Below are 13,840 nucleotides of genomic sequence, written 5' to 3'. Positions count from 1 at the left end.
TCCTTTCTAATATTTTTTATAGGGTTATAGACTATCCTAAATTTAAAATTTTGACTAATGGAGTTATTATTATATCAATGAGTTTAATACCTATAAATGGAACAATTATGCCGCTTAATCCAAAAATAAGCATATTTCTTAGAAGCATTATTTCAGATTTCATAGGTTTATATTTTACTCCTTTCATAGCTATTGGTATAAGTATTGGTATTATTATTGCATTAAATATTAATGCTGAGAGTATTGCACTGTAAGGAGTTGAAAGTTTCATTATATTCATAATCTGCATTTGTGGGATAGCAGTAGTAAAAACTGCTGGTATTATTGCAAAATATTTTGCAATATCATTAGCTATGCTAAAAGTAGTTAAAGCTCCTCTAGTTATAAGTAATTGCTTACCAATTTCAACTACTTCAAGAATTTTAGTAGGGTCTGAGTCTAAATCTACCATATTAGCGGCTTCTTTAGCTGCAGTAGTACCACTATTCATAGCAATCCCAACATCTGCCTGAGCTAAGGCTGGAGCGTCATTAGTTCCATCTCCTGTCATTGCTACAATTTTTCCCTCTGCCTGTTCTTTTTTTATTGCTTCTATTTTATCTTCTGGTTTACATTCTGCTATAAATCCATCTACTCCAGCTTCTTTAGCAATAGTTGCCGCAGTTAATGGATTATCTCCTGTACACATTATTGTTTTAATTCCAATTTCTCTAAGTCTTTTAAATCTTTCCACTAAACCAGGTTTAACTGTATCTTTAAGATATATAACTCCATATATTTTATTATTAACACAAACAACTAAAGGAGTACCTCCAAGTTTAGAAACTTCATTTACTTTATCTTCTAAATCTTTCGGCATAGTACCTCCCATTTCTTTTATCCTATTTTTAATAGCATCATATGAGCCTTTTCTTATAGTAGAGCCATCTTTTAAATCTATTCCACTCATTCTGGTTTGAGCAGTAAATTCTATAAAAGGTAAATCTTCATATTCTTTAAAATTAATTTTAGCTCCTAATTTTTTACCAAGTTCTACTATTGATTTTCCTTCTGGAGTATCGTCTTTTAAAGAAGAAATAACAGCGTAATTTATTAAATCCTCAGATTTTATATTGTCAACAGGTATAAATTCTGACGATAACCTGTTTCCAAAAGTTATAGTCCCTGTTTTGTCAAGTATGATAGTATCTACATCACCACAAGCTTCAACTGCTTTTCCTGACATAGCTATTACATTAAATCTTGTAACTCTATCCATGCCTGCAATACCTATAGCAGATAAAAGACCTCCTATAGTTGTTGGTATTAAACATACAAGAAGAGCTATTAATGTAGAAATTTCAATTTTAACTCCAGAATATAAAGCCATAGGATATAAAGACACAATAACTATTAAAAATATTAAAGTTAAACTTACAAGTACAGTATTAAGAGCTATTTCGTTAGGAGTCTTTTGCCTAGATGCTCCTTCTACAAGTGATATCATTTTATCTAAAAATGATTCTCCAGGAGTTGCTGTTATTTTAATTTTAAGCCAGTCGCTTACAACCTTTGTCCCACCAGTAACGGAAGCAAAATCTCCGCCTGATTCTTTCATAACTGGAGCTGATTCACCTGTTATAGCTGATTCATCTACAGATGCTACACCATCTATTACTTCTCCATCATTAGGTATGATATCTCCACTTTCAACTAAAACTATATCACCTTTTTTTAATTCATTTGCATTTATAATTTTAATATTGCCTTTATCATCTAAAAGTTTTGCAATAGTATCTTTTTTTGTTTTCTTTAAACTTTCCGCTTGTGCCTTACCTCGGCCTTCAGCTATTGCTTCTGCAAAATTAGCAGAAAGTACTGTTATAAGTAAAATTATAGATACTATAAAATTATAAATTCTAAAATTATTGCTTTGTTCTCCAAAAATATTAGGAAATATTGTAAGCAGTAAAGATATAAAAAAACCTACTTCTACTACAAACATTACAGGATTTTTTACCATATATTTAGGATTGAGTTTTTTAAAAGCTTCTATACTAGATTCTTTTATCATATCTTTTGTAATAAATTTAGATTTTTTATTTTTATTACCCATATTAATCTCCTCATTTTCTTTTTTTATTTAATTTTAATGCCATAATGTAAGATGTTCTGCTATAGGTCCAAGTGCCAAAGATGGAAGAAATGTTAATGCACCTATTATTAAAACAATAAAAACTAAAGTGATTGTAAACATTAAATTATCAGTTCTAAAAGTTCCTGCAGAAACTGGTATTGCTTTTTTAGAAGCAAGTGAGCCTGCAACTGCTAAAAGTATAATTATAGATAAATATCTTCCATAAAACATTACAATACCTGTTGCAGTATTCCAAAATAATGTATTATCTAAAAGACCTTCAAAAGCAGAACCATTATTAGCTGCAGAAGTTGTAAACTGATATACAATCTGCGATAGTCCATGAAATCCTGGATTTGTTATAGCTTTTGAAGCTTGTGGAAGTACTAAAGCTAATGCTGAAAATATGAGTATTAAAAATGGATGAATAATTATAGCAAGTGCTATTAATTTCATTTCTTTTCCTTCAATTTTTTTAGATAAAAATTCTGGAGTTCTTCCAACCATAAGGCCACATAAAAATACTGCTAATATAGCATACATAATCATATTCATAAATCCTGTACCTTTTCCTCCAAAGATTACATTAAGCATCATGTTAATAAGTGCAACGGCACCTCCTATAGGAGTTAAAGAATCATGCATATTATTAACTGAACCTGTAGTAAAAGCTGTAGTTACTTGAGTAAATAAAGATGATTGTGCTATACCAAACCTAACTTCTTTTCCTTCCATATTTCCCATAAATTGATTTAATCCTATATGTGCTAAAGCTGGATTTCCTGATTTTTCGGCCAAATAACATATTGGTAGTCCTATTAAAAATAGTATTCCCATAGCTGTAAATATTGACCAGCCTTGTTTTTTATTTTTAATCATAAGTCCAAAAGTATATACAAGGGATCCAGGAATTAGCATCATTGATAAAATTTCAATTAAATTTGATAAAGGAGTAGGGTTTTCAAAAGGATGGCTGGAATTTGCACCAAAAAAACCTCCTCCATTAGTTCCTATATGCTTTATAGATTCTAAAGCTGCTACAGGTCCCATTGCTATGTCTTGCATTTTACCTTCTATTGTAGTTACTTTATGAATACCAGAAAAATTTTGAGGTACTCCCTGAGTTACCAATAAAAGCCCTATAATTATTGAAAACGGCAATAAAACTCTTGTAATAATTCTTACTAAGTCAACAAAAAAATTACCCATTGTTTTTTTATTCCCAGCAATTCCCCTCATAAAAGCTAGTGCAGCTGAAAAACCTGTAGCCGATGATATAAACATCATAAATATTATGACTGTCATTTGGCTAAAATAAGAAAGCCCTGATTCACCACTATAGTTTTGAAGATTAGTATTTGTAATAAAACTAATTAATGTATTAAATGTCAAACTAGGTTCCATAGCTTTTATTTTATTTGGATTTAAAATATGAAAATTTTGAGTTCTTAATATTATATATCCTATAAATACTATAACTGCATTTAATGTAATTATGGAAATTACATACTCTTTCCAATTCATTTCTTCATTTTTATTTATTCCACATATTTTAAAAATAAAATTCTCAATTTTATTAAAAAATTTTTCTCCTAAAATTTTATCTCCGGTAGATACACAATATAAATATTTTCCCATAGGAACTACTAAAATCATAAATATTAATAAAGTTACTATTATTTGTAACCAATCCATATATTTTTCCTCCTATTTTTAAACCTTGATTAAAATTTTTCAGGGTTAAATAATGCATAAGTAAGATATAAAAAAAGTAATACTATAATAATTATTAAAATCCACATATGCTTACCTCCAAATATTATTTATTATTGTTTTTTTATAATCTGTTTATCACACCAATTTATAAATAATTTAATTGAAATAAAACAAATTAATAATGATACTATAAAAAGCGCATCTTTCATAACTAGATACCTCCTAGCTTATTTTTCAAATTTAAATAATAACATTTTAAGTATTAAGATTGTGTTAAGATTGCTTGTATTTATATAAAGAAAGTATAAAGAATTTTAATAATATACTAATAACATTTATAAAATAAAAATAAGATAAGAATAAATTTTACTAATTTAAATTTAAAAAAGTACATAATAATATTTAGTTTTTACACAATTTATAAATAATATGTTATAATGTCAGTGTATTAATACACTTACTATACAGTATTATTTATTGTAAATGTTCTCTATAATGGAGGTTAAAATTATGAAGCGAATAGATAAAGTTTATAATTATTTAATTGAAAAATCTAAAGATCTTACATTAGAAGATTTAAAAGAAAATAAAGGTTTTAGTGCAAGTGAAATTTCAGAGGCATTAGGAATTTTGCGTAACAATGTAAGTATGGAACTTAATACACTATTAAGACAAGATAAAATTATAAAAATCAAAGGAAGACCTGTATTATATGAAGACCTGTATTATATATAGATAAAAAATCTGTAGAAAATATTATTGGCTATAAATTAGATAAAAGCTTTAATGAATTAGAAGATATTAATGAATTAATAAAAGAAGAAAAATCAGAAGATATTGATTCATCACCTTTTAGCTCACTTATTGGAGCAGATTCAGGATTAAAAAATCAAATTGAACAAGCTAAGGCAGCTATATTGTATCCTCCTAATGGACTTCATACTTTGATTGTTGGACAAACTGGTGTTGGTAAGACACTTTTTGCAAATATGATGTATAATTACGCTAAATTTACAAAAAGATTGAAAGAAGATGCTCCTTTTATTGTATTTAATTGCGCTGATTATTATAATAATCCTCAGCTTCTTATATCTCATATTTTTGGACATATAAAAGGTGCTTTTACAGGAGCTGATAGTGATAAAGAGGGCATAGTTGAAAAAGCTAATAATGGGATATTGTTTTTAGATGAAATTCATAGGCTGCCTCCAGAAGGCCAAGAAATGATATTTTATTTTATGGATACTGGTACTTATAATAAATTGGGGGAATCTGAAAGAAAAAGAAAAGCAAATGTACTTATTATAGGAGCAACTACTGAAGAACCAGGCTCTTCTTTATTAAAAACTTTTTTAAGAAGAATACCAATTATAATAAACATACCAAGTTTTGAAGAACGTCCTATTAAAGATAGATTAGATATAGTTAAATTTTTACTTTCTAATGAAGCTCATAGAGTAAATAAAAGTATTAAAATTGAAGCTGATGCTGTTAAAGCTCTTATAGGGAGTGCTTCTTATGGTAATATAGGACAATTAAAATCTAATATTCAGCTTGTATGTGCTAAGGGATTTTTAAATAGTATAGAAAATAAAGAGTTTATAAATATAGATTTTAAATCTCTGCCACCTGAAATAAAGAGCGGCTTATTTAATTTAAGTTCTAAAAGAGAAGAAATAGAGGAGATATCTGAATTTGTTAAATCTCATTTAACAATTTTACCTACTGGATGTAAAAATTTAATAAAAGATGATGATTATGAACCTCCTTTTAATCTTTATAAAATAATAGAAGATAAGGCTGCATTATTAAAAGAAGAGGGAGTAGATGAAGAGTATATAAAAAATTTTATTACTACGGATATAAATATTCATATAAAATGTTTTTATGATAAATTTAAAAATACTTCATCAGGAAGGGATAAAATATTAGAGATAATAAGTGAGGATATTCTTAAATTTTCTGAAGAGGTAAAAAGTTTTATAGAAAAGAAGTTTAATAAAAAGTTAAGCGAAAGATTTTTATATGCATTAGGACTTCATTTAAGTTCTTTTATAAAAAGAGTTGAATCAAAAACTCCTGTTCATTATGCAAATATTGAAGATATAGTTAAGGATAATCCTGAAGAATTTAATATATCATTAGAAATTAAAAGACTTATTGAAGAAAGATATAATATTTTGATGCCAGAAGAAGAGTTAGTGTATTTAACTTTATTATTAAATACAATTGATGAAAATCAAAATTCAGATCGTGTAGCTATAATAGTTGCAGCGCATGGGACAAGCACTGCCAGCAGTATGGTAAATGTAGCTAAAAGACTTTTAGGAGAAGGTATAGTTGAGGCTGTTGATATGCCTCTTGAAGTTAGCCCTAAAAAAATATTAGATCAATTAATTGAAAGAGTCAAAGAATTAAATACAGGCAAGGGAATTTTATTATTAGTAGATATGGGATCTTTGGCTAATTTTGATACTATAATTACAGAAAAAACTGGTATTAAAGTAAAAACTATTGATATGGTTTCTACTCCAGTAGTACTTGAAGCTGTTAGAAAATCTAACTTATTTGGTATGGATTTAGATACACTTTACAATTCACTTAAGGATTTTAAGGGATATGGAAATTTAGTAGTAGAAAATGAAAAATATAAAGATAAAGAAAAAGCTATAATTACTATTTGTTCTACTGGAATAGGAACGGCAGAAAAATTAAAAGAATTGGTTGAAAATGTAATTGTTAATTTAACTAATGAAGAAATTAAAATAATTCCTGTAGGAGTAAAAGAATTAAATAAAAAAATAGATATTATTAAAAATAAGTATAATATAATTGCTTCAATCGGTATTATGAATCCTAAAATTGATGCGCCATTTATTTCACTAGAATCTTTAATTGGAGGAAATGGTGAAGAAATAATAGCAAATATAATAGAAAATAAAAATATTAAATTAAAACCCAAACATACTAATACAGTTGTAAAAGAGCTATGTGAAGATAGTTTAAAACAATTTTTAACTTTTTTAAATCCAAGTAAAATTATTAGTGTATTAATGAAATTTCTAAGTGTATTAGAAGAAAATTTAAAAAAAGATTTTGATAATGCTATGCGCATTAGGATTGCTATACATGCAGGATGTGCCTTAGAAAGAATGGTTATTAAAGATGGATTAATATATAATCAGGATAAAAGTAAAATTAATTCATATGTATTAAAGTGTCTTGAAACTGCAAATGAAGTATTTAATAGCTCTTTAAATTTGAAATTAAGTGAAGATGAGTTATTTTATATCGCAGAAATGCTGGAGTAATGTATTAAAGAATAAAGAAGCATTATAATGTGTATTAATATTTTTTTATAGTGTATTAATAAAAAATAAATAATAAACAAATAATAGACCTAAGGTATTGGTTTACAAGGATTATTATACCTTAGGTTTTTTAATACACAATTTTGGCACGTGTTTTGCTATATAAAATAGTGTACTAAATAACAATTACATAATTGGAGGGAGAAAAAATGGTAGCAATTATAGTAGCAACCCATGGAAAATCTGCACCTGAACTTATAAAATCTGCTGAAATGATATTTGGCAGTCAGGAAAACATAGATGCAGTAACTTTTGAACCAGGTGAAAATACTGATAATTTATTAGAAAAATATAATCAAAAACTTGAAAGTTTAAATACTGAAGATGGTGTTTTATTTATGGTTGATTTATTTGGGGGAAGTCCTTATAATGCAGCAGCTATGATAGCAGCTAAAAATTCAAATATGGATATAGTTACCGGAGTAAATATACCAATGCTTTTAGAAACATTTGGAGCTAGAAGTTTTTCAAATTTAGAAGAATTAGTAAGTACTGCAAAGAATGCAGCACTTGAAGGAATAAAATCTTTAAAAGAAACATTATCACAATATGTTGAGGAGGAATTATAAAATGAATATTGTATTAGCAAGAATTGATGACAGATTAATCCATGGCCAAGTGGCAACAGTTTGGGCGAAAGAAACTAGATGTGAAAGAATAATTGTATGCAATGATGATGTTGCAAAAGATGAAATTAGAAAGACACTATTAGTTCAAGTAGCTCCTCCAGGAGTTAAAGCAAGTGTTGTAGATGTAGAGAAAGCTATAAGAGTATGCAAAAATCCTAAATATGAAAATGATAGAGCACTTTTATTATTCACAAATCCAACTGATGTTTTAAGAATGGTTGAAGGCGGAATTGATATAAAAAGTGTAAATATAGGTGGAATGGCATTTAAAGAAGGTAAAAAGCAAATAACTAGTGCTGTATCAGTTGATGAAAAGGATATAGAGGCATTTAAAAAGCTTCATGAAAAAGGTATAGAATTAGAAATAAGAAAAGTTATAACTGATGCTAAAGTTGATTTAATGTCAAAAATTCAATAGTATTAAGCTTGTATTAATTTATAAGCAATTGTTAAAACAAGTATTTTAATAATTGCTTGCATATAAAATATTATTTTAAAAGTGTTTATTTATAAAATTTTATAAATAAAAAATAAAATCAAAAGGGGGACATAAAATGTCTATAAGTGTTACACAAATTATATTAATTTTTATAGTTTCATGTATTTGTGGTGCAGGCAGTGTTTTAGATGAATTTCAAACACATAGGCCATTAATTGCATGCACACTAATAGGACTTATTTTAGGTGATTTAAAAACAGGTATTATTATTGGCGGTACTCTAGAAATGATGGCTTTAGGATGGATGAATATAGGTGCTGCTATGGCTCCTGATGCAGCTTTAGCTAGTATTATTTCTACAATATTAGTTATAGGCGGTAAACAAGCAATAGGTACAGGTATAGCTGTTGCTATTCCAATAGCTGCTGCAGGACAAGTATTAACAATATTTGCAAGAACTTTATCAGTAGGATTACAGCATAGAGCTGACACTTATGCTAAAGAAGGAAATCTTAGAGGCATAGATTTAATGCATTTAAGTGGTCTTCTTATTCAAGCTTTACGTGTAGCTATTCCATCTTTACTTGTAGCTATGTTCGTTGGAACAGGAGCTGTTCAATCTTTCTTAAATGCGATACCATCTTGGATAACTGGTGGACTTCAAGTAGCTGGAGGATTTATAGTTGTTGTTGGATATGCAATGGTTATTAATATGATGGAAGCTAAATATTTAATGCCATTCTTCTTTTTAGGATTTGTAGTGGCTGCATTTACAAACTTTAATTTAGTTGCTTTTGGAGTTCTTGGAACAGTAATGGCTATAATATATATTCAATTAAATCCAAAATACAATATGCCTAAGGTTGCTGTATCTACTAATAGTAAGGCAGCTACTGACGATTTAGATGACGATTTAGATGATGAATTAGATGATTAAAAGGGAGGAGTAAGAATGAGCGCAGAAATTAAAAATTCAGAGGTTAAAAATCCAAATGAAAAATTAAAATTAACTAAAAAAGACTTAAGAAATGTATTTATACGTTCTAACTTTCATCAAGCTTCTTGGAACTTTGAAAGAATGCAAGCTTTAGGATATTGTTTTGCTATGGTTCCTGTAATAAAAAGATTATATAAAGGTGAAGAAAGAAAAGCAGCAATGAAAAGACATCTTGAATTTTTTAATACTCAGCCTTTTGTAACTGCACCAATACTTGGAGTTACAGCAGCTATGGAAGAAGAAAGAGCAAATGGAGCTCCAATTGATGATGGTGCTATAAATGGTATTAAAATAGGGCTTATGGGACCTTTAGCAGGAGTTGGAGATCCAATATTTTGGGGAACATTAAGACCTGTAGTTGCAGCATTAGGAGCTTCAATAGCTTTAACAGGAAGTATTGCAGGGCCTATATTATTCTTTGTAATATTTAATGCTATACGTTTAGCTATAAGATGGATTGGGGTAAATTACGGATATAAAAAAGGAACAGATATTGTTAAAGATATGAGTGGAAATAGATTGCAAAAATTAACAGAAGGAGCTTCTATACTTGGATTATTTGTAATGGGAGCTTTAGTTTCAAAATGGACTACTGTAAACATACCTTTAGAAATATCCAGAATAACTATGCAGGATGGTAAAGTTGCAGTAACAACAGTTCAGGATATTCTAAATCAATTAATGCCTGGATTAGTACCATTATTATTAACATTCTTATGTATGAATCTTTTAAAGAAAAAAGTAAATGCTATTTGGATTATTTTTGGATTATTTGCAGTAGGAATTATTGGTTTTGCAACAGGGGTATTAAAATAGTATATAAATAAAATATCAAGCGGTAAATATCTAATATTATTGTTTAGTTATTTGCCGCTTATTTTTATTTAAATAAAGATATTAAAAATATAATAGTAATAATAAAAGCTAAGAATATAATGTTAATAAATTTAATTTTTATTTTTAAAAAATTTTAATTCTACTTATATTAATGCTACTTAGCTACTTACAAAAGTAGTTTTTGAAATTAAGCGTTAAGTTGAGTATTATATATTAATAAAATAAAAATTTTAAACGTTATATATTAAGTAATGGCAAATCTTTTAATGGAAGCAAAAAAACTATTGACAAAAATTCAAAATGTGATATATTTTTATATGTATTTAATAAAAATAAACCCTTAGTTTAATATAGCTAAACTAATTTAAAATATTTTTATAAAAATTATATAAAGTTGGTATATTAATTTTAAAAGTATCTATATATAGATAATTTTTTTTGCTTATTTTGAAGGAGGGATTTATTATGAAAATTGAACAACTTGGCAGACATATTCTAATAGAATATTATAACTGCGATAAAGAAGTATTAAAAAACCATGAATTAATAGAAGAATATATGAACGAGGCGGCTAGAAGAGCTAATGCTACTATAGTCACAAGTTGTTTTCATAAATTTAATCCCTGGGGAGTTAGTGGTGCTGTAATAATACAAGAATCACATCTAACAATCCATACATGGCCTGAATATGGATATGCTTCTGTAGATGTATATACTTGTGGAGAAAGTGTAAATCCATGGATAGCATTTGAATATCTTGAAGATGTACTTAAAGCATCCAGAAGCGAATCAACAGAAGTGGCAAGAGGGATGGTTGAAAAAATTAAAAATTTTGCTAATGGTGAATATAATAATATTGAAGTAACTCATAAGCCAATGAATTAATGGAGGAATTAAAAATGGAATTATGGTATACTGAAAATCAAACTCCTAATGTTAAATTTTCAATGAAAGTTAAATCACATCTTTATTCTGCTAAAAGTCCTTTTCAGCAAATAGATGTTATTGACACATATGAATTTGGAAGAGTTTTAGTTATAGATGGATGGACAATGCTTACAGAAAAAGATGAATTTATATATCATGAAATGATAACTCATGTAGCTCTTGCAACTAATCCTGAAATTAAAAAAGTTTTAGTAATTGGAGCTGGAGATGGTGGAACTGTAAGAGAGCTTACAAGATATAATTCTATTGAAAAAATAGACATGGTTGAAATAGATGAAACTGTTGTAAAGGTGGCAAAAGAATTTTTACCTTTTACTGCTAATAAACTTGATGATCCAAGAGTTAATCTTTATTTTCAAGATGGAATAAAATTTGTTGAAGGAAAAAATAATGAATATGATTTAGTAATAGTTGATTCTACGGATCCTATAGGGCCAGGGGAAGGATTATTTACTACAGAATTTTATAAAAACTGCTCCAATGCTCTAACGGAAAATGGAATTTTAGTAAATCAAGGAGAAAGTCCATACTATCAAAAAGATGCAAGGGAAATGAAAAGAGCTTTCTCAAAGCTTAAAAAAATATTTCCAATATGTGAGGCTTATCAATATCATATGCCTACTTATCCTTCTGGACATTGGATTTTTGGATTTGCTTCTAAGAAACTTCATCCTATAAAAGATTTTAACGGAGAAAATTGGGAAAAATTAGGACTTAAAACCAAATATTACAATAAAAGAATTCATGTTGGAGCATTTGCTTTACCAAATTATGTAATAGAACAATTAAATGAACAGGAATATTAATTTAATTAAAGTTTAATTTCTGCAAGAAAAAAGAATATAATAAATAAAATACTGTTTTGCACTATTTTAAAATATATTGAACTTTTATGTTTTTTATATAATTAAATAGGACTATATTAATAAAAAGATTGTTTCAAATTATATTTTGGAACAATTTTTTTTATAACAATTTTGTAATAATTTTTAAACAAATTATATTTTTTATGTTGTATAAATATAATTTTATAAAGTAAAACTATTAATATTATAAAAATCCTTATATTAATATAAATTTTATAAGGATTTTATATTAATTTTGCAAATAAAAAATTTTTAAGTATGGAGATATTTGTCAATATTGCCTCTTAAGATTAATAGAAATAAATATATGAAACTTGATTTATTTAATTAATTAGGATAAAATTTCATATAGTAGTCAAAATATCTAATCACTATATTTTTATAAGTTTATTTGGCAAGTCGATATTAATAAGCATTTTAGGATTTTGCGGATTTTTTTATTTAAATATCAGATTTGCTTTGTAATATATAAACATAAAAATATTATAAAAACAGGAGGAAATTTTATGTTGAAACCTTTAAGCCTTGATTTAAGCAAAATAAAGCCATTTTTAAATGAAAGTGAAATAACTAATTTAGAACCAATGGTAAGAGAAGCACACAATATGCTTCATAATGGAACTGGAGCAGGTAAGGACTTTTTAGGATGGATAGATCTTCCAGTTAACTATGATAAAGAAGAATTTGCAAGAATTAAGAAAGCAGCAGAAAAAATAAAAAATAATTCAGATGTTCTTATAGTTATTGGAATAGGTGGTTCATACTTAGGTGCAAGAGCTGCTATAGAAATGCTATCTCATAATTTCTATAATGTTTTACAAAAGGGAAAAAGAAAAACTCCTCAAATATTTTTTGTAGGAAACAATATAAGTTCTACATATATGGCTGATTTACTTGAAGCTATAGAAGGATTAGATATATCAGTTAATGTTATATCTAAGTCAGGTACAACTACAGAACCAGCTATTGCTTTTAGAATTTTTAAAGATTATCTTGAAAAGAAATACGGAAAAGAAGGTGCAAAAGAAAGAATATTTGCAACAACAGATAAAGCAAGAGGTGCACTTAAATCTTTAGCAGATGCTCAAGGTTATGAAACTTTTGTTATTCCTGATAATGTTGGTGGAAGATATTCTGTACTTACAGCTGTTGGACTTCTTCCAATTGCAGTTGCAGGAATAAATATAGATGAAATGATGGAAGGCGCAGCTTCTGCAAGGGAAGCTTATAGTAATGTAGATTTAAATTCAAATGATTGCTATAAGTATGCTGCAGCTAGAAATGCTTTATATAGAAAAGGTAAAGTTACTGAAATATTAGTAAATTATGAGCCAGCTCTTCATTATTTTAATGAATGGTGGAAACAGCTTTTTGGTGAAAGTGAAGGAAAGGACAATAAAGGAATATTCCCTGCAGCAGTAGATTTTTCAACAGATTTACATTCTATGGGACAATATATTCAACAAGGTTTAAGAAACATTTTTGAAACTGTTATAAATGTTGAAAAACCAAAAAAAGAAGTTGTTATTGAAGAAAGTGCTGAAAATATAGATGGATTAAATTTCTTAGCAGGAAAAACTATGGACTTTGTAAATAAAAAAGCTTTTGAAGGAACAGTACTTGCACATAATGATGGTGGAGTTCCAAATATTGTTTTAAATGTAAGTGAATTAACTCCATATAATTTCGGATATATGGTATATTTCTTTGAAAAAGCTTGTGGAATAAGTGGATATTTAATGGGAGTTAATCCTTTTGATCAACCAGGAGTTGAAGCATACAAGAAAAATATGTTTGCATTGCTTGGAAAACCAGGCTTTGAAGATTTAAAAGCTGAGCTTGAGAAAAGATTATAAAAAATAATGTGTCAGGTATAAGCCTGGCACATTATTTTTAATATAATATAAATTAAGAGTATTTT

General features: G+C 27.5%; 11 protein-coding genes. 9 read left to right on the top strand and 2 right to left on the bottom strand.

Features of this window, described 5'->3' with window-relative positions:
* Positions 1 to 31: 31 nt before the first annotated feature.
* Both kdpB and kdpA read right to left on the bottom strand, forming a co-directional pair.
* Positions 32 to 2,095 (bottom strand): potassium-transporting ATPase subunit KdpB, encoded by a 2,064-nt coding sequence (gene kdpB / locus B5D11_RS05335; protein WP_078682017.1) that lies wholly within the window; start codon positions 2,093 to 2,095, stop codon positions 32 to 34.
* Positions 2,096 to 2,128: 33 nt separating this feature from the next.
* On the bottom strand, positions 2,129 to 3,811 hold the full coding sequence (gene kdpA, locus B5D11_RS05330) for a potassium-transporting ATPase subunit KdpA (protein ID WP_078682016.1): 1,683 nt from the start codon (positions 3,809 to 3,811) through the stop codon (positions 2,129 to 2,131).
* 531 nt (positions 3,812 to 4,342) lie between these two features.
* On the opposite strand from kdpA, the gene B5D11_RS13025 reads away from it, so the two are divergent.
* From B5D11_RS13025 to B5D11_RS05285, 9 genes are all read left to right on the top strand, one after another.
* On the top strand, positions 4,343 to 4,567 hold the full coding sequence (locus tag B5D11_RS13025; protein ID WP_347476743.1) for a hypothetical protein: 225 nt from the start codon (positions 4,343 to 4,345) through the stop codon (positions 4,565 to 4,567).
* A gap of 182 nt (positions 4,568 to 4,749) precedes the next feature.
* Entirely contained in the window at positions 4,750 to 7,143 is a 2,394-nt protein-coding gene (locus tag B5D11_RS05320; protein WP_347476741.1) for a sigma 54-interacting transcriptional regulator, read from the top strand.
* Between the two features lie 209 nt (positions 7,144 to 7,352).
* Positions 7,353 to 7,772, top strand: a complete 420-nt coding sequence (locus tag B5D11_RS05315) for a mannose/fructose/sorbose PTS transporter subunit IIA (RefSeq protein ID WP_078682015.1) — start codon at positions 7,353 to 7,355, stop codon at positions 7,770 to 7,772.
* Between the two features lies 1 nt (position 7,773).
* Positions 7,774 to 8,250, top strand: coding sequence for a mannose/fructose/sorbose PTS transporter subunit IIB (locus B5D11_RS05310; RefSeq protein WP_078682014.1), 477 nt, complete (start codon positions 7,774 to 7,776; stop codon positions 8,248 to 8,250).
* 142 nt (positions 8,251 to 8,392) lie between these two features.
* Entirely contained in the window at positions 8,393 to 9,208 is an 816-nt protein-coding gene (locus B5D11_RS05305; RefSeq protein WP_347476776.1) for a PTS mannose/fructose/sorbose transporter subunit IIC, read from the top strand.
* 15 nt (positions 9,209 to 9,223) lie between these two features.
* Entirely contained in the window at positions 9,224 to 10,084 is an 861-nt protein-coding gene (locus B5D11_RS05300) for a PTS mannose transporter subunit IID (protein WP_078682012.1), read from the top strand.
* 492 nt (positions 10,085 to 10,576) lie between these two features.
* Positions 10,577 to 10,990 carry an adenosylmethionine decarboxylase gene (gene speD / locus B5D11_RS05295; protein WP_205693948.1) on the top strand — a complete coding sequence of 138 codons (414 nt, stop codon included), beginning with the start codon at positions 10,577 to 10,579 and terminating at the stop codon, positions 10,988 to 10,990.
* Between the two features lie 14 nt (positions 10,991 to 11,004).
* Positions 11,005 to 11,859, top strand: a complete 855-nt coding sequence (speE, locus tag B5D11_RS05290) for a polyamine aminopropyltransferase (RefSeq protein WP_078682010.1) — start codon at positions 11,005 to 11,007, stop codon at positions 11,857 to 11,859.
* 566 nt (positions 11,860 to 12,425) lie between these two features.
* A complete protein-coding gene (locus B5D11_RS05285; RefSeq protein ID WP_078682009.1) occupies positions 12,426 to 13,775 on the top strand; it encodes a glucose-6-phosphate isomerase in 1,350 nt (449 codons plus the stop codon).
* The last annotated feature ends 65 nt before the right edge of the window (positions 13,776 to 13,840 follow it).

Source organism: Clostridium sp. USBA 49, assembly GCF_900167505.1.
In the GTDB taxonomy this organism is placed as follows: domain Bacteria; phylum Bacillota; class Clostridia; order Clostridiales; family Clostridiaceae; genus Clostridium_AT; species Clostridium_AT prolinivorans.
This window is presented reverse-complemented; position numbering and strand designations above follow the sequence as displayed.